The 25,768-nt window shown below is 34.5% G+C and carries 19 protein-coding genes; 10 read left to right on the top strand and 9 right to left on the bottom strand.

The genetic code is table 11. The features are described 5' to 3' along the window. The 7 genes from ABJI11_RS13980 to ABJI11_RS13950 form a co-directional block, all read right to left on the bottom strand. Positions 1-542, bottom strand: a 542-nt coding sequence (locus ABJI11_RS13980) for a phosphotransferase family protein (RefSeq protein ID WP_348353442.1), incomplete at its 3' end; no start/stop codon positions are given. A 59-nt stretch (positions 543-601) separates the two neighbouring features. Next, the gene (locus ABJI11_RS13975) at positions 602-1,816 is read right to left on the bottom strand and encodes an acyl-CoA dehydrogenase family protein (protein ID WP_348353440.1); all 1,215 of its coding nucleotides are present in this window, start codon (positions 1,814-1,816) and stop codon (positions 602-604) included. A 59-nt stretch (positions 1,817-1,875) separates the two neighbouring features. Next, positions 1,876-2,649, bottom strand: coding sequence for a glucose 1-dehydrogenase (locus ABJI11_RS13970; protein ID WP_348353437.1), 774 nt, complete (start codon positions 2,647-2,649; stop codon positions 1,876-1,878). Positions 2,650-2,754: 105 nt separating this feature from the next. Next, positions 2,755-4,569 carry an acyl-CoA dehydrogenase gene (locus tag ABJI11_RS13965; protein ID WP_348353434.1) on the bottom strand — a complete coding sequence of 605 codons (1,815 nt, stop codon included), beginning with the start codon at positions 4,567-4,569 and terminating at the stop codon, positions 2,755-2,757. Between the two features lie 167 nt (positions 4,570-4,736). Beyond that, positions 4,737-5,339 carry a Crp/Fnr family transcriptional regulator gene (locus tag ABJI11_RS13960; RefSeq protein WP_348353431.1) on the bottom strand — a complete coding sequence of 201 codons (603 nt, stop codon included), beginning with the start codon at positions 5,337-5,339 and terminating at the stop codon, positions 4,737-4,739. Positions 5,340-5,513: 174 nt separating this feature from the next. Then, positions 5,514-8,393: a TonB-dependent receptor gene (locus tag ABJI11_RS13955; RefSeq protein WP_348353428.1), complete on the bottom strand. Its 2,880-nt coding sequence runs from the start codon at positions 8,391-8,393 to the stop codon at positions 5,514-5,516. 435 nt (positions 8,394-8,828) lie between these two features. Further along, positions 8,829-10,010 carry an acetyl-CoA C-acyltransferase gene (locus tag ABJI11_RS13950; protein ID WP_348353425.1) on the bottom strand — a complete coding sequence of 394 codons (1,182 nt, stop codon included), beginning with the start codon at positions 10,008-10,010 and terminating at the stop codon, positions 8,829-8,831. Positions 10,011-10,481: 471 nt separating this feature from the next. On the opposite strand from ABJI11_RS13950, the gene ABJI11_RS13945 reads away from it, so the two are divergent. Next, the gene (locus ABJI11_RS13945; protein WP_348353422.1) at positions 10,482-11,342 is read left to right on the top strand and encodes an acyl-CoA thioesterase II; all 861 of its coding nucleotides are present in this window, start codon (positions 10,482-10,484) and stop codon (positions 11,340-11,342) included. A 126-nt stretch (positions 11,343-11,468) separates the two neighbouring features. Here ABJI11_RS13945 and ABJI11_RS13940 read toward each other — a convergent pair whose 3' ends face one another. Next, positions 11,469-12,275, bottom strand: coding sequence for a DUF547 domain-containing protein (locus ABJI11_RS13940; RefSeq protein ID WP_348353419.1), 807 nt, complete (start codon positions 12,273-12,275; stop codon positions 11,469-11,471). Between the two features lie 1,108 nt (positions 12,276-13,383). On the opposite strand from ABJI11_RS13940, the gene ABJI11_RS13935 reads away from it, so the two are divergent. Together ABJI11_RS13935 and ABJI11_RS13930 are read left to right on the top strand one after the other, a co-directional pair. After that, the gene (locus ABJI11_RS13935) at positions 13,384-14,481 is read left to right on the top strand and encodes a DUF5009 domain-containing protein (RefSeq protein WP_348353417.1); all 1,098 of its coding nucleotides are present in this window, start codon (positions 13,384-13,386) and stop codon (positions 14,479-14,481) included. Between the two features lie 141 nt (positions 14,482-14,622). After that, entirely contained in the window at positions 14,623-16,119 is a 1,497-nt protein-coding gene (locus ABJI11_RS13930) for a DUF4832 domain-containing protein (protein WP_348353414.1), read from the top strand. Positions 16,120-16,215: 96 nt separating this feature from the next. Here the strand turns inward: ABJI11_RS13930 and ABJI11_RS13925 are convergent, their stop codons facing one another. Further along, positions 16,216-16,689, bottom strand: coding sequence for a nucleoside deaminase (locus tag ABJI11_RS13925; protein WP_348353411.1), 474 nt, complete (start codon positions 16,687-16,689; stop codon positions 16,216-16,218). Between the two features lie 317 nt (positions 16,690-17,006). Here ABJI11_RS13925 and ABJI11_RS13920 point away from each other — a divergent pair, with 317 nt between their 5' ends. The 7 genes from ABJI11_RS13920 to ABJI11_RS13890 all read left to right on the top strand — a co-directional run. Continuing rightward, positions 17,007-17,681 (top strand): Crp/Fnr family transcriptional regulator, encoded by a 675-nt coding sequence (locus ABJI11_RS13920; RefSeq protein ID WP_348353408.1) that lies wholly within the window; start codon positions 17,007-17,009, stop codon positions 17,679-17,681. A 22-nt stretch (positions 17,682-17,703) separates the two neighbouring features. Beyond that, positions 17,704-21,204: a metallophosphatase gene (locus tag ABJI11_RS13915; RefSeq protein WP_348353405.1), complete on the top strand. Its 3,501-nt coding sequence runs from the start codon at positions 17,704-17,706 to the stop codon at positions 21,202-21,204. An 85-nt stretch (positions 21,205-21,289) separates the two neighbouring features. Then, complete coding sequence (locus ABJI11_RS13910) at positions 21,290-21,694, top strand: hypothetical protein (protein WP_348353403.1); 405 nt, start codon at positions 21,290-21,292, stop codon at positions 21,692-21,694. Positions 21,695-21,775: 81 nt separating this feature from the next. Continuing rightward, entirely contained in the window at positions 21,776-23,389 is a 1,614-nt protein-coding gene (locus tag ABJI11_RS13905; protein WP_348353400.1) for a glutamate synthase-related protein, read from the top strand. Positions 23,390-23,401: 12 nt separating this feature from the next. Beyond that, complete coding sequence (locus ABJI11_RS13900; RefSeq protein WP_348353397.1) at positions 23,402-24,136, top strand: hypothetical protein; 735 nt, start codon at positions 23,402-23,404, stop codon at positions 24,134-24,136. 2 nt (positions 24,137-24,138) lie between these two features. Beyond that, positions 24,139-24,795, top strand: a complete 657-nt coding sequence (locus tag ABJI11_RS13895; RefSeq protein WP_348353394.1) for an NAD(P)H-hydrate epimerase — start codon at positions 24,139-24,141, stop codon at positions 24,793-24,795. 20 nt (positions 24,796-24,815) lie between these two features. After that, the coding region (locus ABJI11_RS13890; protein WP_348353391.1) for a thiamine pyrophosphate-binding protein at positions 24,816-25,768 on the top strand (953 nt) is incomplete at its 3' end.

The following is a 25,768-nucleotide window of genomic DNA, read 5'->3' as shown; positions in this document are numbered from 1 at the left end:
GCAGCTAAATATTGTTTGCTCCAATTGGTTACTTGTCGCTCCACATAACCTTCAGGACGCCCCAAGGTTTCTAATCCTGCTGCTTTATAATCTATTGCGTGAAAAGCTACAAATGTATCTAACCAAGTGTTGGATATAGTTTTGAATTCTGGGGGAGTAATTTGACGTTTATGTGCTTCTCTAGCAGTTAGGATAATACCTTCTACCTTGCTCATGATATAAAATGGAGCACCTACTATAGAGGTGTCTTCAGTATATGTAAAGGCTTTAGGAGTTTTATCAAATACAGAATTCAAATTTGATATAACCTTGTACTCCCTGCTCATATCGTGCCCTCGTTTTGGGGCAGCAAATGGTGGACGGCGCAAGACGTATTCTTTATTTTCAATTTTTAAAAGGTAGGTAAGATTAGAAAAGCCATTGGCAAATTGTTCTACTTGAAGTTGGCTTTCAGTATCTGCAATTAAATTGTGCTCAAGAAGAAATTTCTTAAGATTGATTTGATGTAATTCTTCACCTTCTCTAACTGGTTTTATATTCATATTTCTATTTTCTTTCCCAAGTAGGAGGGATGCTCTAAAGTTTTGATTGTCTACCGAATTTATTTGGCATATTTTTTAATAACATTTTTACCTAGCTGGCTCATATGTACTTCATCTGGGCCATCTGCCAACCTAAGTGTTCTGGCAACTGCATAAAAATGAGCTAATGGAGTGTCGTTGCTAACACCCATACCACCAAAAATCTGAATAGCCCTATCAATTACTTTTAAGGTCATTTTTGGGGTAACAATTTTTATCATAGCTATTAAATCTTTTGCCTCTTTGTTACCTAATCTGTCCATTTTATCTGCAGCAGAAAGTACTAGCAATCGTGTTTGTTCTATTTCACAGGCAGAACTGGCAATATCTTGTCGTATGCTACTGTAGGTATCTAATGTTCTGCCAAAAGGCTTACGTTTGGTAGTGCGCTCTGCCATAATTTCAAGAGACCTTTGGGCCATGCCTATAAGGCGCATACAATGATGAATTCTACCAGGTCCTAATCTACCTTGGGCAATGGCAAAACCTTGTCCTTCACCTACCAATAGGTTTTCTTTTGGAACGCGAACATTTTCCAGTAAAATTTCGGCATGCCCTTCTGGAGAATCAGAATAACCAAAAACCGGTAAGTGTCTTATGATTTTTAAACCCGGTGTATCCATAGGAACTAAAATCATGCTCTGTTGTTCGTGTCTTGGGGCGTTAAAGTCTGTCTTTCCCATTACAATACTAATTTTGCAATTAGGATCCATAGCACCAGATGACCACCATTTTCTACCGTTAATGACATACTCATCACCATCGGCAACAATAGAGGTCTCAATATTTGTAGCATCAGAAGATGCAACTTCTGGTTCTGTCATTAAAAAAGCAGAACGTATTTCGCCATTCATCAAGGGCTTCAGCCATTGATTTTGCTGATTGGGAGTGCTATATTTAGCAAGCACTTCCATGTTTCCTGTGTCCGGGGCGTTACAATTAAATATTTCGGGAACCCATATAGTACGACCCATTATTTCTGCCAATGGGGCATATTCTAAATTTGTTAATCCCGGGCTCAGTTCTCCGTATGTTTTAGGTAAAAAAAGATTCCATAAACCCGCATCTTTTGCTTTTTGTTTTAAGCCTTCTAAACCTGGCCATTTTTTCCAGGCATTTTCCGGATTGTGATGAAAAGCATCTACTTCATTCTCTATAGGTTGTATGTGTTCTTTTACAAAAGCTAGAACTTTTTGCTGTAATGCAATTGCTTTTTCACTGTGTTCAAAATTCATAATGCTTTCTATCTTATTAGCTTTTCTTTTTTCAACTTAATACATAGTACTGAGTACTTTTATCCTGAGATTAAATAACCGCCATCTACGGCATACGTACCACCTGTCATATACGAACCTGCATCTGAAGCTAGAAGAATTACAACTCCCGCCAACTCATCTGGTACTGCAATTCTTTTCAATGGTACTACCGCTTTATAACCTGCAGCCAATTTATCATCTGACCAAAGCGCTTCACTTAGTTTAGTTTTTACCAACCCAGGACATACCGCATTAGAACGAATACCATGTCGACCCCATTCTTTTGCCTGATTTTTTGATAGCATTATTAAAGCTGATTTGGTAACGCTATACAGTCCAAGTTTAAATCCGGGATGTATACCTTCAACAGAGGCAATATTGATAATACTGCCACCACCTTGCGCCTTCATGTGCGGGTGGGCTAAATTTGAAAGCAACCAAGGCGCCTTAACATTTACGTTCATTATTTTATCAAAAACCTCTGTGTCAGAAGCTTCTAAGGGTCCGTAGTATGGATTAATGGCCGCGTTGTTTACCAAAATGTCAATTCTTCCATATTTTTCTATGGTCTTATTTATTAAAGCTTCGCACTGCTCTGGATCACCAATATGACATGCTATGCCTACGGCTTCAAAACCAGCTTCTTGGAGCTCTTTTGCTACAGCATCAACAGCATCTTGTTTTCTACTGCTGATAACCACCTTTGCTCCGTTTTCAGCTAATCCTTTTGCTATAGAGAGTCCTATTCCTTTACTAGAACCTGTTATAATCGCTACTTTTCCTGTAACATCAAATCTTTGTTTTATACTCATTTTGTACTATTGGTTGCTACTTGTTTAATTAAATATTGACAACAGTAGGGCATCTTTATGAGATGCCTTTTTACCTGCGTTCAAGTTAATGGTTAGTGCAGTATATTATGCAAATACTTCTTTATCGGTGCCTATGGTTAAGGCTTCCTTGTTATCCTTTAATATTTCAGCTAGTCCTGAAGTTTTTGGTAGCTCATATTTGAAGTAAAACTGCATAGTATGTATTTTACTTTCGTAGAATTCAGTACTATTAGCTTTATTTCCGGTTACAAGTGCATTTTGTGCTTCTCTGGCTAAATCTAACCACAACCAACCTATTAGAATGTTACTGAAAAATTCCATAAACGGAGTAGCATCGGCTAAGAAACGTTGATAATCGCCTTTCATGGCAAAGCCCATTAACGACTGTAATACCTCTTGTGTTAATTCTAATTTAGAAGCTAATTTCTTAGCATAAGGAGCTAAGGAATCATGAGCCATACTAGCTTTTATTGAGTTTTTAATTTCTTCGGATAATAACTGTAGGGCTTTACCATTGTTCATGGTTATTTTTCTACCCAATAAATCTTGAGATTGTATACCCGTTGTACCTTCGTACAATGCAAAAATTCTGATATCCCTCAGGTATTGTTGTAATATATAATCTGAACAGAAGCCGTACCCGCCCAAAACTTGTACGCCATTATCTACAGATGCTTTACCCATTTCTGAAGGATAGGTTTTAACTACAGGAGTTAATATTTCTAATAGTAATCTATATTTTTCTCTTTCTTCTGCTGTTGTACTTGATAATGAAAGATCTTGATATTTAGCTGCTAAAAAGATAAGACTTAAAGAACCTTCTGATACTGCTTTTTGTAGCAGTAACATTCTTCTTACATCTGGGTGGTTTATAATCAGTGTTTGCTCTTCATTGGCATCTTTTTTACCGGTACTTGTCAGCTTGCGCCCTTGAGGTCTTTCGTTTGCATAATTTAAAGAAGCATGGTAAGCCGCCGTAGCAATTGCTGCACCACCTCTACCAACACCAATTCTGGCGCCGTTCATCATTAAAAACATATATTTAAGCCCTTGGTGAGGTTCGCCAACTAACCAACCTTTACAATCTTCTTTATCACCAAAGAACAAGTGTGTGGTACAATAGCCTCGCTGTCCCATTTTCTGGAAATCAGCAACTGTAGTTACATCGTTGGGAGTTAAACCTCCGTCTTCTGTAGGTCTCTTTTTAGGAACTACGAATAACGAAATTCCTTTAGTACCTGCAGGAGCTCCTTTTATTCTTGCTAAAACTAAGTGTACAATGTTTTCAGCACCTGTGTAATCTCCTCCAGAGATAAATATCTTTTGTCCGTGTATTTTGTAAGAGTCGCCATCTGGCGTTGCGGAAGTTACAATATCGGATAATGAACTACCGGCTTGTGGCTCTGTTAAACACATAGTACCGCCCCAAGTACCTTCCATCATTTTTGGTACATAGGTTTCGTTGAGTTCCTTATTTGCAAAATGAGTTATTAATTCGGCAGAACCCACTGTAAGACCAACATAACCAGGTAGATGATTATTTGCTGCTTCTTGAATAAATGCAGAAGCGTTCAATACCATTTGCGGTAATTGCATACCACCATCTTCATAAGAAAAAGAGCCAGAAATAAAGCCCATTTCACCAGCGGCTTTCATGTATTTATTTACCTGCGGATGCACAACAATTTCGCCATCTTTAAAATGTGCAGGTTGCTCGTCCATTTCTCTGAAATATGGAAATAATTCTTTATCGGAAAAATCCTTAACAGAATTCAAGAGCATCTCTATAGACTCTTTATCATACTCCGCATATCGTTCTTGATCAAGAACTTCTTGCACATTATGTACTTTATATAATAAAAATTTGAGGGTTTCTAAATCTACATATTGGTTTGCCATATCTAATTTTGTCTTTGAATTTATCGTACGACAATTTAGAATTAATTCATATGAAACTTATTAAACCAGTTTAATAAAATAAAAGTTTTAAGTTAAAATTTTACGATTATGATAATTTAAAAGGTATAAATTGAGGTTAAACTGAGTAGTTCTTAAAATAATTGGCTTTATTGAGAAATGCTAATTCGCTTTCTAATCTTGGAAAGTCCAACAGGGGTTAGCCCTAAATATGAGGCGATTAAGTACTGTGGTACCCTTTGGAGTAGATCCGGTCTTTTTTCTAATAATCGCAAATAGCGCTCTTCATTGGTTCTATTACTTAATCTCTCAACCCGAGTAAAAATTTTCATAAAGGCTTCTTGCATTGATAGGCGACCAAAACGTTCTAATTGGTGCGATTTTTTAAATGAGTTTTCGCCATCGGTCTTTAGTATGGCATAAACAACGGTATTTTCAGAAGCTTTTAAATAATAGTCAGAAGGTGTTTCTTTTACATAGGCAGGTAAATCTGTAAAGAAGATATCTTCTGTATAGAACTCAAGCACTTTTTGCTCACCCTCTTCTAATTTATAATAGTAAATACAGCCTTTTGCAACATAGTAAAAGTGCTCTACCATTTGCCCGGGAGAAATTAGGGTGTCACCCTTCTTAACATCAATTCTTTTATAATAACCTAACCAGTGGTTTAGAAGATTTTCGTCAACCTCTGTATATGACAGAATTTTATTTTTAAGATTTTTAAGATAATCTATGGTAGCGGATGCAGTCATTATTTATAAATACCTTTTGGGACTTTATAAATATAAGAATTTTGTTGAATTAAGAAATTTCTTAATGAGAGCAGTCAAAGAAATTACTGAGATTCTGCAAAATAACTGACCGATCCGTTTACCTATTACATTGAAACTAAAAACATTATTATGTGTTACTTGGTTCTGTATATTTTATTCTTTATTCCCACCAAAACTATAGGTTAATTTAGCAATTACCCTTCTGCCAATAGAAGGCATGTTAACCAAAGCTCTGTATTCATTATCAAATAAATTTTGAGCCGATAAATCTACTGCCAAACCATTATTAAATACGTAACTAATGCCCGCATCTACTAAGTTTTTTTCTTGTACTTCACCAGAAAACTGTCCGGCACTAGCAGTAAAGGCATCATCATGTTGAAAAGATACATTGGCTCTAATTCCTTTTTCTTCTCCATAATTGGCTCCTAATCTATATTTATTTGCAGGGGCATTTAAAAAGGTAGTAAATGGGGCACTACCGTCACCTTGTTCTCTTTCAAACTGAGAAGCGTTCACCCAAGAATAGTTGCCGAAAAAAGTTAACTTATCAGATGCAAAATATTGCAGGCCCAAATCTGCGCCATATCGTGTATAAGGAGCATCAAAAACTCTGTAACCTGCAGCAACATGTAAAATACCATCATCTTGTGGCACTCTATTGGTTTCAACACTACCAGTTGAATAAAAGTTTGGGATTAAAGCGGCTGTACCTGCATATGCTTGGGAAACTACTCCTGTTGCTACTTCTTGAGATAAGCCTGCTTCGACTAATGCACCAATTAATTCCCCAGTCTTCGCTAAGAAAGGATCTTGACTAAAACCATTTAAACCAATTAAAGGAGCAATTGCTGTAAAGTCAAAACCACCTCTTTCTGTAATAGCATATAAATCTAGAGAAGCAGAAAATTTATCACCTATAATACCTTTGTAACCAATTTCATATGTCTTAGAGGTTGCTATTACTCCACGTACCGTATTGGTTAAATTATTATTGGGGGCACCACCTTCTAATGCGTTAATTCCAAGAAAAGTTCCATTGTTTCCTGTCGGACTGTTCGCCAAAACACCTTGAATATCATCTATAAAATCTTCTAAACCGTTGGCTTGCATAGCTGCCAATAATGATCCGGCCGCAAATTGATGTACAAATTCATTCGTAAGTCCTCCGGTGCCCAATAATTCTTTAGGTAATTCTTGTGGAAGTGCACCGGCAAGAGGTGTTAGTGACTCAATAGGAATACCGGTCGCCGCACTTATACCAGCGGCTGTTACATTATGATTTAAAAATTCGATACTTGTTGCATTATCAAAGGAATGAATATCATTTGATCCGGCTAACCAAAAATCAAAAAAGCCTGGAACAGGAGAATTTACTGGGAAATCGTAATTCCATTCGGCAGCAGAAGGAGAGAAACTTGCATTATTAAAAGAAGCTCTAAACGTATGTTTTGGACTTGCCTTATACACTAATGCAACTCTAGGAGCAATGGCAGTTTCATCAGGAATATTAAATTTATCAAAACGTCCTGCCAAAACTAAATCTAATTTTTTTGCCAATTCAAATTTACCTTGTGCATAGATACCGAATACATTATAATCATCATCGTTTTCATTTCTACCATGCACCAATCCTTCAGTATCAGTTTTAGTGAGACGGTAATCTGACCCAACCGTAAAATTTGCATTTAAAAAATCTGGAATATCAAAGTTATATTGCAATTGCCCTTCGTATTGTTTTATAGCTAAAGGGACTCTATTTCCTGTTTGATATAAAAATATAGGTCTGTCTTCAGGACCAAAATTAGTGTGAGTAGTATAAAATTGAGCAAACAAACCACCTTTTTGCATTCTTGCTTGTCCCCAAACTTCTTGCGGTTGTGATAAACCCTCTCCTAAATCATTATAAAACACAGAAGAGGCTTGATTTAATCCACCTGCTACAATGATGCTTAAATCATCTTGTGGTCGGAATTCTAATGTTACATCTGAGCCCATATTCCAATAATAATCTTGCATCACATTTCCATCTGCTCTAGGAGTCAACTCTAATAAAGTTTTGCCTGGTACTCTATCATCTACAACACCTTCAGAAGTTAGGGCAGGTTGTATAATAGTAGATTGAAACTTATCAATTTGTCTTGTGAAAGTACCATCGGCTGCAGTTGTGCCTTCGGAACCATCAAGTGTAAATTCATCACCACGGTTGTATTGTAGATTTATTTTGAAACCAAATTTATCAGAAACTTTAGTGGCATGTCTTAAAGCAGCACCATATGTATTTAATTCACCACCATAAACTTGAAGTGTGGTTCCAGGTTTGTCTATAGCGCTTTTAGTAATAAAGTGGATAACACCAGAAGTAACTCCAGGACCATAAAGTGCAGAACCCGCACCTCTTACTACTTCAATTCTTTCTAAATCAATATTACTAAGACCAGATTTATCTGATTGAAATGTATTATTTCCAGGTGCCACCAAACTTCTATAGTCCTTAATAGGAAAAACTCTTGTGCTAAAGGTACTCGCGGCTGCTCTCATTTCAAAATTCATTCTAGAGCCAGATTGCTGTTGAACGGTAACACCAGGTACATTTACCAAATTTCTAGCGGCATCAATTTGTGGTGAGCCAACCAATTTTTTAGCCGAAAGAACGGTTACAGAGGCAGGAGCTTCTTGTACTTTTTCTCTTCTTCGTGATGCAGAAATTACAACTTCGTCAACAATGAACGCGGTTTGTTTTAAATCGTATTTTAAATTGGTACTTGCAGTTGTTATCGGTACAATTTTAGAAGCATAGCCGGCATAACTTATTGATAAATTCCACGGTAAAGGTTCATTGCTAGTTATGGAAAACTTACCGTCATAATCTGTACTTGCACCGGTATTTGTTCCTTGGATTATAACGTTGGCACCAATTAAGGGCTCGCCTATTTCAGTATCCGTAATGACTCCAGAAATAGTGGTTTGTGCTTTAAGAGCGACTGTTGAAAAAGCAAAAATTGCCAATGTTGTTAAGAGGAATTTTTTCATTTTGGTTGATTGGTTTAATGTTCGTCCTAATATATGTCAATTATTAAATAATTAAATTAAACTAGTTTAATAAATTAATTTAATAAAATATATATTAAAATTTTATGTAATTGATAATTTAGATGTCCTTTTAGTGATTTAAATTAAAACTGGTAATATTGTATTTTATATATGATTTCACAGTACAGCATTGGGCTGTGGTATCTATTTAGTTACAAAAAATTGTTCTGAAGATTTAAAGAAGGGGTATGGCTTAAAGTGTAGAATAATTCAAAAAATGTGAAATACTAATGCCGCATTAAATTACAGTTTTATAAAATTTTGTCTTAAATTTCAATTATTGATTTACCGGAATAAAAAACCTCGTGGATTCACCACGAGGTTTTTTGTATGTACTTAATTGGTAATGGTTGTATAAATTACAATGTTTTATTTTTAAACAACTTCAAAGAGTCCTGCAGCGCCCATTCCGCCACCAACACACATGGTAGATACAATGTATTTGGCACCACGTCTTTTACCTTCTATCAAAGCATGGGCAACCATTCTAGAGCCTGACATGCCGTAAGGGTGACCAATAGAAATAGCACCGCCATTAACGTTCATTAATTCATTAGGTATACCTAACTTCTCTTGGCAGTACAATACTTGAACGGCAAAAGCTTCATTTAGTTCCCATAGCCCAATGTCACTCATTTTTAAGCCATGAGCCTTTAATAATTTTGGAATGGCGTAGACAGGACCTATTCCCATTTCATCTGGCTCACAACCGGCAACGGCAATACCTCTGTAAATCCCCAATGGGGTTACACCACGTTGCTGTGCCAATTTAGAATCCATTAATACACAGGCAGAGGCACCGTCAGACATTTGGCTTGCATTACCGGCGGTAATAGTACCTCCTTCATTGACCAAACGCAAACCAGCTAAACCTTCTGCAGTAGTTTCAGGTCTATTGCCTTCATCCTTATTTAAATAGGCAGGATGAAATCTCATTTCTTTGGTTTCTTTATCTACAATAGCCTTGACCGTTTCAATTGGAATGATCTCATCATCAAATTTTCCAGCTTCTTGCGCAGCTGCAGTTCGCATTTGAGATTGAAGTCCGTAAGCATCTTGTGCTTCTCGGCTAATATTATAGCGTTTTGCTACCACTTCTGCAGTTTGTAACATGGGCATATAAATATCTTTATGCACTGCTTTTAATTTTTTATCTACCATATGAAATGTATTTATATGGTCATTTTGCACCATAGAAATAGACTCTACGCCGCCACCAATGGTAATGCTCATACCATCATGTAAAATTTGTTTTGCCGCGGTTGCAATTGCCATCATACCAGAAGAACATTGGCGGTCAACGGTCATACCAGAAACAGTAACAGGTAAACCACCGGCTAAGGCGGCCATTCTCCCAATATTCATACCAGAGGTCCCTTGAGGTAAGGCACAGCCCATGATTACATCATCTATTTCTGCGGGGTCTACGCCTGCACGTTTTACGGCTTCGTGAATAGTCCAACCTGCCATGGTAGGAGTTTGTGTAGCGTTCATAGCCCCTTTATACGCTCTACCCATTGGAGTTCTAGCGGTCGATACAATAACTGCTTCTTTCATTTTTTGGTTTTAAGTTTTTTACATGTTTATAAATAGTGCTGAGACCCAAATCTTCAAGCTATTTATTAGAGATTAAATGAGTATACCTTCAATGATTTTACAAGTCATTAAAGAGTATTAGCTTGCAAATTTTTAAAAAAGTAGTCTAGACGTATTAATAGCAATGGTATGTAAACATTAATAATTAATCAATATTTTAACACTATATCGTTGATTTAATATAATGGTTTAATAAAATCGTGTTAATTCATAAGTTATCGTTCAATTGAACTGCTTGCTATTTTAAATATTTTGGTGTTTTTAAATGAATAGAGCGTTCTGTTTTTATGACGTAAACTTGGCGAAGCAGGCAATATGTTTAAAAATGTAAAGTCAGATTCTTCTTCATTTTTTTTAAAAGGGAATAGGTTTAACCACGAACTTTTGTTTTTTTTATACCTAAATTGTTCCACTTACAATCAGTTATTATACATGCAGACAATTAAGGAATTAATAGGGTTGATAACTCTAAAAAAAATAGACGATACAATATTTGAAGGTGAAAACTACCAAGCACCCTGGGGAAGGGTATTTGGAGGTCAAGTACTGGCGCAATCATTACATGCGGCATATCAAACAGTACCAGAAGATCGCATTGCACATTCATTACATGGTTATTTTATTTTAGGCGGAGACTTAAGATATCCTATTCGTTATGAAGTGGATACTATTAGAAACGGAGGTAGTTTTACCACCAGAAGGGTAGTGGCGAAACAAAACGGAGTGGCTATTTTTAATATGGCGGCTTCTTTTCAGGTAAAAGCAGATGGGGTCAACCATCAGTTTCCAATGCCTAATTTAATTCCACCAGAAAAATTAACGACCAGCTTAGAACAGGTAGAGGAGATAAAAGAACTGCATCCTACTGCTTATAAAAGACTTAAAGCAATACAACCTAAGGTGTTTGATTTTAAGCCGGTAGAAAAATTTACCACACAGTTGGTAGAGAATGGATCTCCTTTTTTTAACACCTGGTTAAAAACTTCGGATAGGTCTGAAATTAGTTTGCCAATGCAGCAACAATTATTAGCCTACGCATCTGATTATAACCTACTAACGACAGCAACCTTACCACACCGAGAGGAATTGAATAAAGGAGAAACTTTTTACGCAAGTTTAGATCATGCAATTTGGTTTCACAGAGACTTTGATATTACAAAATGGTTGTTATATAGTATGGATAGCCCAAGTGCATCTAACTCTAGAGGTTTTGCTAGAGGTAGCGTATATGACAGAAAAGGTGTTTTGGTAGCCTCAGTTGCGCAAGAAGGTTTAATGCGACAAAGTATTTAGTAAATTCATTTGCTATCTCAGATATAACTATCAGTATTTTTTAGAACTAAAAAACCAAGCCAATGTTAAAGTTGACTTGGTTTCTTATTTTATACTAAGCATGGGTGAAAGTCAAATAAAGAGGCTTTATTCCTTTTCATTAAGACTCCAATCATATTCTTTATATTTAATTTTAGCTTTTGCAGCTATTTCCAATTCTGTATAAGGATTAATAAACTCCACAAGTTTACCATTTTTAAAATCTCCCTTGTACCATTTAAAAATTCTAGATAATTCTAAATTTTCTTGATTAATAGTATTGTTGTTTGAATTAATAAAACCTAAAGTAGCTTTTTCTAATTGTGCTTCTAATTTTTCTGGATTATATGCTTCATTAATAAGTTTTGGACATGAGGTTGATGCGCAATTGATGGCGAAATGAATACGAGGCTCATTCATTTTTCTTAAAATACTATGTTCTAATGCTCCCAAAGACAATTCTTTATCTCCAATTTTAATAAAATCCGTAGCCCAAGGTTTGTCAATATCTTTAATGCTCTTAGTTGGGTAATTTCTTAAAATTAAAGCTATCGTATGTGCATTATATAAATTAATATAATAGGCCAATTGTTCTTGAACAGACCAACCATCTGTAGGCACTTGTTTTGATAAGCTATTTAAATAGTTGTCTAATTTACTTTTGTCTTGTAAAAAGCCCTTATAATCTACATTGCCATTATCGGCTACATGTTTCTGTAAAAGAGTGTTCCATTCGGTATGATCAATTTTTGCTGTAGAATTAAATGATAAAGAAGCTAAATTTCCATTTACTTGTTTTGTGGGTAGGCCTTTTCCATTTAATCCAGCCATAGAAATAAGACCAAATTGATTGTTGAGTATAAAAAAAGCACTCATAAATAAAGTAACGGTGCCTAAAATTATTATGTTTTTCATGGATATATAAATTTTATATTTTGTCTTTGTGTACATCTACTTTAATGGACGTAAAATAAAATAAACCTGACAATATTAATTCTGTTTTAAAATTATAGCCTTCATTTCTATTAGAATTAAGCAAACCAGTTTAATCAAAATTTTTATAGTATTTCTAATAAGTATGTTTAACTGTACTGCACAACTGTCAGATTTAGCAAAAATGGATTACACACGCCTTCGTAAAGGTAGTTCTGATGTTGGTTATATTCGTACTCGGTTTTTAATAAACTTTACTATGGAGAAACCATTACTATTTTTGATGCGGAAGCTATTGAGAATTTCCATTTGTTAGATATTATTTCGGTTATACTTATAAGCTAAAAAATGATTGGCATTTTGGAGCTCGTTTTTCGGTTGGCTATTGTTCTAATTTGCTTAGAAAACTTTCGGTTGAAGATGCTGTATTTGCAGATTATATTGTTAGATAAAAGATAGGAGGAAAAGTAGTAGTACCTTAAAATAGACGTATTATTTATCCAAACCCTTTAGTTGTTGGAATTTTACCCTAAGTAGTCATACAAAATAGGTGTACCAAAGACTATTTTACAAGATTCTTTATCATAAAAATCTAGAATTAAGATTGTTGCAGAGTTAGATGGTTTTACCGCAAATATGCAAAATGACCTTTTAGTTAATAGCGATGAATATGCACAAACAGCAAATATGTCTTTAATAATAGCAGGCTTTCGATATGAATACAGAACCAAAACCATATTCTATACCATCGCGTTTTATAATCTTTTTAAGAGGTGATTTACTGACTGTCCTGTTTTTCAAAAAGATTGAGATATTTAAATATATTTTTAAGGTTTAGATACGCTATTTATATATGGACATTCCAAGTAGGTCAATTATGATAAACCAAAAGAATTCTGTTATACATTTATCTTTAATTTACCACCAATAGCAGTAGTGTTTATGCTCCCGGTTATCTTATATGTTAAATTCTTTGCTTGTTGCTCATGGGTTAAAAGAAAGTCTTATAATTGGTTCGAATTTGCTTATTAAATAGGTCTCTATTTACATGAATAAAAAACCTTGCGTATTAAATTAATAAATGAGAATTATGACTAAAGTTAAAAATAACAGGTTATTATCTATTGATGTATTAAGAGGCTTTGATATGTTAATGATAATATTTGCAGATCGTTTTTTTATCGAGTTACACGAAGGTTCACAAAATAAATTTACAGAAGTTTTAGCTACACAATTTAATCATCCAGAATGGTTTGGTTTTCGTTTTTATGATATAGTAATGCCACTTTTTTTATTCTTGGTTGGTGTGGTTATTCCTTTTTCTTTAGAAAGGCGAGTTCAAGAAACGGGTAACGCCTATTCACTATATAAACATTTTATTAAGCGCTTTATAATATTATTTATTTTAGGGTGGGTAGTACAAGGAAACCTCTTACATTTAAATATAGAAAATTTTAAAATTTTTAGTAATACACTACAAGCAATAGCGGTTGGTTATTTGTTTACATGTATTGCTTATATGCATTTAAATAAAAAAGGGAGATATTTTATTTTTGCAATTTGTCTTATTCTCTACACACTTATATTAGAGTTTTCACATATACCAGGAGCTGGTAACAGTGAGTTGTTACCTGATAAAAACATTGCTATTTATATAGATAGGTTAGTTTTTGGTAGGTTTGATGATGGTTACCAATATACTTGGTTGTTAAGTGGATTAGGTTTTATTGCAACTACCTTTTCTGGTGTATTTGCAGGAGAATTATTAAAATCTCAATTACCAAGAAAAAAAGTAGCGTACAGCCTTGTTTTAATTGGTGTTTTAGGGATTATATTGGGGTTAATTTTAAATTTTTGGCACCCAGTAGTAAAGAAATTATGGAACAGTTCTTTTGTTCTGACTTCTTCAGGTATTTGTTTTTTGCTTCTTGCTATTTTTTACTGGCTTATTGATATTAAAGGTTATGTAAAATGGGGCAAACCTCTAAAAATAATAGGCATAAACGCTATTACAGCTTATGTACTTTCTCATGTAATAAATTTTTCTGCAATTGCTGATCAGTTGTTATTTGGCTTAAAACAATATACAGGACCGTTTTATGAAACCATCATAGTCACTGGAGGTTTTCTAATTCTCTACGCATTACTTTGGTACATGAATAAGAATAAAACATATATAAAAATTTAGATCTTTTATAAATAGTTGTCCTGTGTATAAACAGTTTATTTTTTATATCGATTTCATAATATAAATGTGTTATAAAAAAAGATTACTTAAAAATTTTACATGCACTTAACACTTTAAAAAATCATAACATTCTTCCTAAATATGAAAAAACAAATCATTTACCTGTCTATTCTTGTTCTAAGCTGTTTTTCTTGTATTGACAGGGAGCCAGCTTTAGTTGAAGTGTTTTATGAAACTGATAATGATGAATTTATAAATCCGGAGAGAGGTTTTTATAGACCTTTTGGAACTTCAGCGAGTAATTTTGAGCCGTTAGAAGAACAAATTTTACTTAATTTGAGAAATCCTAACCCGGCAGCTGGTGGTTTTTCTGTAGGGAGTTCACTTACCTATAGGTCTTATCAATTAGATCTTTTTAAAGACAAACCCATATCTCATGAAATGTTAATTGCAATTCAAAAAGATATGGACATAATACGTAAGGTAGGTAACAAACTAGTTTTGCGCTTTTCTTATAGCAATTCTTGTTGTGAGCCTCCTTTTAAAGATGCACCTAAAAATATTATTTTAGAACATTTAAATCAATTAAAATCTATTTTAGAGAAGAATATAGATGTTATTTCTGTAGTTCAAATGGGATTGATTGGTCCATGGGGAGAGCAATTTTATTCTGATTTTTTTGGAGATTTAGAACATGGTCCCGTAACTGATCAAAATTGGTTAGACCGTAATGAGGTTATAGATAAACTATTAGAGGTTGTCCCAGTATCTAGAATGGTTCAAGTACGTGCGCCGTATTATAAATTACGAGCAATGGATGGCGTAAAAGCACATCCGGAAAAGACCAATCCGTTAACCATAGATAATGCTTTTAACGGCAGTAAAATAGCAAGGCTTGCGCATCATAATGATTGTATTTTAGCAAATTATGATGATTATTGGACCTACAATTCCTTTCATGAATGGCCAGCGGTAAGTGATACGTTAAACTTGAAAAAGTATGTGGCTGAAGAAACTAAATTTCTTGTTTTTGGTGGAGAAACTTGTCCTGGAGGAGAGAATGGCGAAGATGTGTATAGCCCATATAACGATTGCAATGCTGAAGGTGGCGGTGCTCAAACTTATTTAAAACGCTTTCATACTTCTTTTTTAAATACAGCATGGTCTGGAGCGGTAAATGGAGATTGGACAAATAAATGTATCGATGAAATAAAAAGAAATTTAGGATATAGATTTGTAATTAAAAGAGGAGTGTTTCCTAAAGAAATATATAACGGTGAAATAATTAATATCGAATTGGATATTGTTAATGAAGGCTATGCATCAAACTATAATTACAGATTTGTAGAACTAATTCTTAAAAATAAAGAAAGTAAAAAAACATTTAAAACTAAAATTGATAGTGATCCTAGATATTGGTTTACAGATGAATTACAAAATATTAAATTAAATATACTTTGGCCAGAAGCCTTACCTAAAGGAAACTATGAATTATATTTAAATTTACCGGATCCAGAACCAACGATATATAATCGTCCAGAATATTCAATTCGATTAGCCGGTAAATTAAATACTAATTCTATATGGGAACCTTCAACGGGTTGGAATTTGTTGTATTCTGATATAAAAGTTAAGTAGTTAATTGGTTTCTATAGAATATTCAAACATAACTTATATTTCATTTCTAAAATAGAAAGGTAAAATATACGGTGAACAATGGTTTACATTCTTTATTTAATACTTTGTCTTATCGTGTTTTGATGCCCAATTATTGAAAACTACGACAGCTTCTTTTTGTAGCATTTGTTTAAAGTGAATTTGTCTGTCTTTCATATTAACTTCCAATTCATCGTAAATAAATTGGTCGTCAAAATCAATCGCTTTTGCATCCGCTTTATCACAACCATAAAATACGGCCTTTGGTCTTGCCCAATAAATAGCACCGAAACACATAGGGCACGGCTCGCAAGAAGTATAAATAATACAATCTGTTAACTGAAACGTATTCAGTTTTTTACAGGCATCTCTAATAACTACCATTTCTGCGTGTGCAGTAGGGTCGTTTGTTGAGGTAACTTTGTTATGACCTTCGGAAATAATTTCTCCGTCTTTAACCACAACGGCACCAAATGGTCCTCCTGCATTTGAGTTCATTCCTTTGGCTGCCATTTCAATGGCTCTCTTCATAAAAAACTCGTGATTCTTCATTATATAAATATGGATTAAAAGTGCATGTATTTGACAAACAAATAGGTGCAAATTAAATCTTTTAAATTCAAGAAGAATGACACTTTGGTTAAAAATAGTAGTAAAATATTAGCTTGTTTTGAAAGGTTAGCATTATTATGGCGTCCAAATGTCAAAATTATCATCAAAATTTATGTTACATTAAGAATGTGTAAATAAATTAAATGTCATTTTATTAAGGTTTATACTGTTCGGTGTCGCCCTAAGTAACTTTCAAATTATTAAAACTACTCTGATATGTATGTAGTAGGTAATTTTGAATTATAAATATTTACTGTTTGAAAACAATTGCAAAATACTGGTTTTTAGAAGGTTTTAATCTTTTCAAGAAAATGGGTATGCCTGCCATGATGAAAATGTGTCAGCAATTAGAAATGGAAACAATTGATAAAGGAGATACAATTGATCTGGATCAAAAAAATGCCAAATGCATATTCTTTTTAAAGCAAGGATCAGTCAAAATAGTGGATAGTGAAAGTGCAGTTGTAAAATATGTAGTTAAGAAAGGAAATATTTTTGGAGAGCTTTCTATTTATGATAAAAATACAAACGCTAAAGAGATTGCAATAGCATTGGAGGATACGGTTATATGCTATATAGAATCAGTTCTTATGGAAGAAATGATGGACAAACATAAGACCTTGAAAAATGGTTTGTTAAAAATATATGGGCTTAGAATTCAAAAGTTGGAAAGAAGACTACAAGATTTATTATACAAGGATAGTAAAACTAGAATAGAAGAATTCATAATAGGATATATAGAAGAATTTGGAGAAGAAAAAAGTTCTAAACTAGAAGCTAAAAATCTTCTTTCACATAAAGATATTGCAAACTTGACCAATACATCTAGGCAAACGGTTAATAATGTTTTAAGTACACTGAGAAAAGAAAAGAAAATCGATTACGATTCTAATTTTATATCGTATTCACCTAATATTTTAAAAATAAGTTAACAACTAAAATCAACTAGTAATAATGAAAGGTTTTAATTATTGTATTTTACTATTTGTTGTCTTGTTCTATATGACATCAACAAATGCACAAGAGCAGTCTATTTACATTACAGGAAATACTTTTAATGTATCAGATACAGAGGTGCTTACAGCTATAGTGGAAGAAGCTGAAGGGACATCTAATGCAACTGTACTTCTTATGGGTAACCATACCCCTAAAAATGAATCGGAAAAAGCATTACAAAAGCAACTTTCCATAATTAAAAATTTGGGTGGTCAAGTCATTTTTACTCCGGGTAAATTAGAATGGAAAGAGGGACATAAGGGACTTTCTAATATTGAAAAATTCATTCAAAAAAATAGTAAAGCCAAATTTTACCCAGATGAGGCAGCACCTATTAAACATCATGAATTAAGCGATAATGTAGAACTTATTACAGTAGACTCTCAATGGTATTTAGAAGACTGGGACGATCACATCTACATTAATGAAAATGCAGAAATACAGAATAGGAACCTGTTTTTTTTAGAGTTCGAAAATCGAATAAAAAAAGCTCAAGGTAAAATTATTCTCGTAGCTATGTTCCATCCTATTAAAACCAATAGCAAACAAGGTTTTATTAGTAATATAGGAGGGTTTACTACCCAAGAGTTTCAGAACAAGCAATATAGAAGCTTAAGAAATCGCTTAAAAACAATTGCAAGGGGAGCTGGTGATGTTATTTTCTTATCAGGAAAGGAAGAAAATTTACAATACATTAATAATGATGTACCTCAAATTATTAGTGGAGCGGCAGGGAAAACAACGGCCGTTAAAAAGGGAGCAGAAGGTGATTATACTATCGCTGAAAAAGGATTTGTTCGTTTAGATGTTAATACCAATGGTACTGTAACGGCAACGTATAAACTTTTAGATAAGGGTGTAGTTACCGAAGCATTTAAGACTACTGTCTTGAACGGCGATACAGCGCAACAAAAAACGTATGAATTTAAACAGGATTATGGTGATGCCAAAGTAGCATCAATATACACAGAAAAGGCTACCTCAAAAAGTGGTGTATATAAATGGTTATGGGGAGATCATTATCGAGAATTTTACGGCAAAGGCGTTAATGCACCGGTAGTTTATTTAGACACCCTTATGGGTGGTTTGTTACCCGTAAAAAGAGGTGGTGGGCAACAATCTAAATCATTAAGATTACAAGATGCGCAAGGAAGGCAGTTTGTTATGCGTGCCCTTAAAAAAAGCACCATCAAGTTTTTGCAGGCAAATGCATTTCAAGAAGCGTATATAGGAGATGTCTTAGATGATACTGCAATAGACAAGTTTCTAGCAGATTTTTATACAACATCCCATCCTTACACACCTTTCGCTATTGGAGGGTTGTCAAAAGCCGTAGGTGTAAACCATACTAATCCAATACTATACTATATCCCAAAACAGGAAACTTTAGGTGTTTATAATGATGAGTTCGGTGATGAACTTTATATGATAGAAGAACATGTTGGCGATACGCAACTTGCAACTGAAAGTTTTGGTAAACCAGATAAAATATTGAGTACAGCAGATGTTTTACAGGAAATAAACAAGTCTGGAAAATCTGTAGTAGATGAGCCTTCTTACATAAGAGCAAGACTCTTTGATATGCTTTTGGGCGATTGGGACAGACATGAAGATCAATGGAGATGGGCATTGTATAAAAATGAAGATGGTAGTGAATACTGTAGTCCAATACCAAGAGATCGTGATCAAGCTTTTTCAAAATATGATGGAGCACTGATTAGTTTTTTAACACGAGTAGTGCCTGGGTTAAGAAAAATGCAGACCTATGATGAAGATTTACGAAGTGTAAAATGGTTTGCATCATCGCCTTATCATTTAGATTTAACCTTAATTCATGCATCTGGTTGGGAAGAATGGGAAAAACAAGCAAATCATATACAGAACAACCTATCAGACAAAGATATTGAAGAGGCGTTTAAGGCTATACCTAAAGAAATACAAGGCGCAACAATCAATGATATAAAAGTAAAATTACAGGGACGACGATCTAATCTTAAAAAAATAGCAAGAGGTTATTATGAGTACTTGAATAAATTTCAAGTAGTGACAGGAACTCAAAAAGCTGATAAATTTACCATTACAAGGTTAGCAGATGGTAAAACAAGTGTAAAAATTGATCGTAAGGATTTAGGTCTTCTAAACCATACATTTTCAAAAGACTTAACCAAAGAGATTTGGTTGTTCGGTTTAGATGGTAAAGATGAATTTTTGGTTGAAGGTAATGGTGATCATCCTATAAAAATTAAGATTGTAGGTGGTAAAAAACATGATACATACGATTTTAAAAATACCAAGAACGTAAAATTGTACGATTATAAGGACAAGGAGAATACCATTGTAAATAAACGTTCTAAAAAGTGGTTAGTAAACGATTATGATATCAATAATTATGATCATAAAAAGGTAAAACATAATTTTAATCAGCAATTACCTTTAATAGCGGTTAATCCAGATGATGGTTTAAAGGTTGGTATAATAAGCAACCATACTACTTATAGTTTACAACGAAATCCGTTTACGTATAAGCACAGTATAAATGCTGCTTTCTATACCAGTACGTCAGGGTTTGATTTATCATACGACGCACAATTCTCAAACATATTCCATAATTGGAATTTTGGTATAGAGGCTTTGTATACAAGTCCTAATTTTTCAGAGAATTTTTTCGGTTTTGGTAATGAAACGCTGTATGATAAGGATGAAGTAGATTTAGATTTTAATAGGGTAAGAATTCGTAAATTAAAGGCGGCTATATCTTTAAACTGGGAAGGCTTACAAGGAGGGTCATTTTATTTTAAACCTTTGGTAGAATCTTTTGACGTAGAGAACATACAAGATCGTTTTACAGGATTATTACCGGCTAATAGCTTAGTTTTTGAGAGGCAAACATATGGTGGGGCAGAGGTTGCGTACAATTTTAAAAATAAAAATAGTTCCGCTTTTCCAACCTTAGGTTTAGATGCAGGTCTTACAGTTGGGTATAAAACTAATATAGGTAATAGTGATGCAGACAATAGTTTTGCTTACATAAGACCACACGTGGCAGTAGACCATAAATTAACGAAAACAGGAAGTATTGTTTTTGCTACCAAAATTGGTGCAGAGGCGTTGATAGGAGATGATTTTGAATTTTATCATGCAGCTACTATAGGTGGTAATTCAAGTTTAAGAGGTTTTAGAAACGAACGTTTTACAGGTAAGCAAGCTTTTTACCAAAATACAGATTTAAGATTTCCTTTAGGAGGTTTAAGATCAAGTTTAATACCGTTTAGGTTTGGTGTTACCGGTAGTTTCGATTACGGTAGGGTTTGGTTAGAAGATGATACATCTAATAAATGGCATAATTCGGTAGGTGCATCGGCATGGTTAATAGGAGCTGAAGCATTCACTGCAAACTTAGGGTATTTCAATAGCGTAGATGGTGGTAGAGTAGTTTTTACATTGGGCTTCTCTTTCTAAAAGTCGGGTATTAAGAAATATATTAGTAGCTTTTACGTTAAATTTTGTAGGAAAAAAGATACAAAAATTTTAAAAGAAATTAAAAATGTCTGGCAAAAAATCAAAAAAGAAAGAAAAGAAAGCAGCAAGAAAATTTAATGAAAAACAAATTAAAGCTGCATTAAAAGATTTAAAAAAATTACTTGGTAAAGGAGCGTTTATTCCTGCTATGGAGAAATATCTTCATGATGATGTTCAGTTGCAAGAAGCAAACAATGAACCTAAAGTAGGAAAAGAGGTTTGTTTACAGGCAGAAAAAGAATTATTGGCAACAGTAACGGATTTTGCGGGGTATACTATGAAAAATATAGTGGTAAGAGGTAATGTATCTTATTATGAAGCAATAATGGAATTTACGACTAATGATGGTGTACAGCATCGTTTTGAGCAAGTTAATCGAACAAAATGGAAAGATGGCTTAATTATTAATGAGCGTTATTTTCATGCATAATCACATGTTTTAATAAGCACTTATACTACTAGTGCTTTTTAATTTCTAAAATTAAGTAAATCGTTAATCAAAAAAATATCCATGAAGAAACCAGTTGTTATAGCTCAAGTAAGTAGCTTAGAAAACAAAAAACCAGAACACGCATTAGTTAATGGTTTAGATTTAGTAATCGTAAAATTCGATGAAGATATTTCAGTGCTTTACGGTAGATGTCTGCACAGAGGAGCCTTAATGTCAGACGGTCATGTAGATGGTCATAACCTTATTTGTGGAGTACACGGTTGGGATTATAGGGTAGATACCGGGGTGTCAGAATACAATAACGCTGAGGTTTTGCATAAGTTTACCACTAAAATAGATGGTGATGATCTTTTTGTAGATGAAGAAGAGATTGATGCCTATTTGGTGGATAGCCCGCAACCTTTTAATAGAGATGCTTATTTGGGTGCTTATGCAGATACCCACCCAGAAGAAACTGAACCGTATACGGGATATATAAAAGAGCTAGCAACGAACGGACTTAAAAACTTGGGTCATCATGGTTTTTCCGCTTCTATGGGAGTAGATAGAAATACCTTACCAAAATGGAGCGATATACAGTTTCTGCCTGCGCAATTGGCAAGCAGACCTTTGTTAGATGAAGATGAAGTGGCAACTAAGGTCGTTGTTGGACCAAAGGCAAAAAAGCCTTTACATTTAGATATTCCTCTTTTTGTGAGTGATATGAGTTTTGGGGCGCTTTCTCGCGAAGCTAAAATAGCTTTATCTAAAGGAGCGCAATTAGCAGGTACAGGTATTTGCTCAGGAGAAGGCGGTATGTTACCACATGAGCAAGAAAACAACAGCAAGTATTTTTATGAATTAGCTTCGGCAAAATTCGGATTTTCGTGGGATAAGCTAGACAAAGTTCAAGCCTTTCATTTTAAGGGAGGACAAGGTGCAAAAACAGGAACTGGCGGACATTTACCAGGTTCTAAAGTCAGTAAAGAAATTGCCGAAGTAAGAGGTCTAAAAGAAGGTGAGACAGCAATTTCACCAGCCACTTTTCCAGATTTTCATGGTGTAGATGATTTTAAATCTTTTGCCGCTGAGGTAAGAGAACGTACAGGAGGTATTCCTATCGGGTTTAAAATAGCAGCCAGTCATATAGAAAAAGACATTCAGTTTGCCTTAGACGTGGGTGTAGATTATATCATCTTAGATGGTAGAGGCGGGGGAACTGGTTCTGCACCTACTATATTAAGAGACAATATTAACGTACCTACAATTCCTGCTTTGGCAAGAGCAAGAAAATATTTAGATAAAGTAGGTGCTACAGATGTAACTTTAGTAATTACAGGAGGTTTACGAATTGCTGAAGATTTTGGAAAAGCGCTTATGTTAGGCGCAGATGCCATTGCAGTATCTAACTCAGCATTGCAGGCAATTGGTTGTTTGGGTATGCGTGCTTGTGGTAGTAATAACTGCCCGGTAGGTATTGCAACACAAAAAGAATCTTTGCGAAGTAGGTTGATAATAGAATCTTCGGCAAAACAATTACATAACTATTTTGATGCTACAAACAACCTAATTAAGGTTATAGCGAGAGCTTGTGGTCATGATGATATCTCAAAATTTAATTTTGATGACCTATCTACTTTTAATCATGATATGCATCGTTTAACAGGAATTAATTATGGCGGTGTTAACGCTTAAAAAAATATAAAGATGGATAAAATGATGCATTTAGCGGCACAGTATTTAGCTGCAGCAGGTATAAGTTTTGTAGAGAAAAAGGCAGATGATAGCCATACAAATCTTGGTTGGTCAATTGATAAGCAACGTTTAGAAACACACCCGTTGTCAACAAATGGAGATGTACTTGCCCTAAATTATAATACCTTTTCTTTAGAGTGGAATTCTAATAAAAACAATGCCTCTTTTGCTTTAGATGGTAAAACACATCAACAGGTATTGGAGTGGTTAACAAATTCTGCTAATGCTTTTTTAGGTAAGACATATAGTTATAGTTTTCACTATGACCTACCATATTCTATTGATGATTCCTTTACTTTTAAATTAGATAAAGCTCAATTAAAAGAACTTGCTAATTTAAGAACGTTAACGCAGTCTGGTTTAGAAAAAACGCTTGGCGTAAATGGTTTGGAATCAGACATTCGTATTTGGCCACATCATTTTGATTCTGGCGCTTATGTTATCATTTCTGATGATTTATCTATTGGTTTAGGTTTAGCCGTACCCGATACGATGATTAATGAACATTATTTTTATATCAGTGGATACAAAGGTCATAATGGTCTAGATACTTCTAAGTTTAGTTCACTTTCATTAGGTGAATGGAAAAATGAAGGATTTAAAGGAGCAGTTTTACCAGCTATTAAAATTACCGAAGAACAAGCTATACAGTTTTTTACGGAAGCTATCAATACCTATAAAAATTAGTTATGCAGGTAACTAGTCTTTCGTTAGAAGCCTTTAAAGAAATGGATTATTGGGCGGTTGAAAAATATAACCTCTCCATAGAATTGATGATGGAAAATGCAGGGCTTCAACTAGCAAGATTAATCGCAAAAAAGGCAACTGAGACCTCTGTAATTACTATTGGCGTTGGCAATGGAAACAATGGCGGCGGCGGTTTAGTCGCTGCTCGTAGACTGGCTGCTTGGGGGTATAATGTGAATTTAGATTTGGTTGTTCCAATAACCAAAGACCTTCCAAAAGCTCAATTAGAAAGAGCATTACTTTTTGGTGCAAAAGAAGGTATTCCTGAAACTACCGATATTTGGGTAGATGCCTATTTAGGGTTCTCTCAAAGATTGCCCCTTTCAGATGCATTTGTAAAAAGTATTGCATTGGCAAACGCATCATCGGCATTTAAAATTTCATTGGATATTCCCGTTGGTATTTCTAAAGATGGTGAATTGTTAGGATTTAAGGCAAACCAAGTAATGACCTTGGCAGCTCCTAAAACTCTTTTAGAAAAACTACCAAGTGTAGTTGAAGTGTTTATGGCTGATTTAGGAATTCCGAAATCGGTTTATGAGCATTTTAATATCACGATGCCCGATTTTAAAGAACACCAATTAATAAAAATTAAGTAACCAGATAAAAAACCCCACCCATGGAAAAAAAAGTAGTTTGGCATAAAGTGTTAGATAATAAAAAGAGATTGGCAGAAGGTCGTGTAATGACTGTTACTGCTGCTCATAAAGGTATTTGCTTAACACATTTTAAAGGCAAATTTTCTGCTCTGGATAATAAGTGTCCGCATCAAGGCGGTCCTTTAGGGGAAGGTTCTATTGAAAACGGATTATTACGTTGTCCATGGCACGGTTGGGATTTTGATCCTTGTACAGGTGTACCGCCAGGAGGTTATGATGATGGCATAGAAACTTTTCCAACAAAGGAAGAAGGCGATGAAATTTTTGTAGGAATAGAAGAGGAGGAGAAGCACGCAGAAACAATCTCTGATGTCATGATAGAGACCATGGTAAATTGGGGCGTTGATACTGGATTTGGTATGGTGGGGCATTCAAATTTAGGGGTTGCAGATGCAATGATGCGTCAAGAAGAAAAAGGAAATTTCAAGTTTTATGGAATTCGTCATGAAGGTGCTGCGGCATTTGCGGCATCAGCTTATGGTAAACTCATGGGTAAACCCGCAGTATGCTTTGGTATTGCAGGACCTGGTTCTACGAATATGTTTACGGGCATGTGGGATGCTAAAGTAGACCGCTCACCAATGCTGGCATTATCAGGACAAGTAAATACACAAGTATTGGGAACAGGTGCATTTCAAGAGGTAGATTTAGTGGGTGCATTTCAAACAGTAGCCAATTTTAACCATAGTGTGCAACAAAATTCTAAGCATAGTGAGTTAATGAGTTTGGCAATTAAAAGTGCCTTGATAAATAGAGATGTATCTCATATTACTTTTCCTGATGAGGTAGCTTTTATGCCAAAGCCCGAAAGCGAAAAGGCACAAACTCCAGAAAATAGAATTACACCTTTTAATATTTCTCCGCCAAGACAAATGGTAGCAAAAGCGGTGGATATGATTACAAATTCAGAACG

Origin of the sequence: Maribacter sp. (genome assembly GCF_039968975.1) — a bacterium.
Lineage (GTDB): Bacteria > Bacteroidota > Bacteroidia > Flavobacteriales > Flavobacteriaceae > Maribacter.
This window is presented reverse-complemented; position numbering and strand designations above follow the sequence as displayed.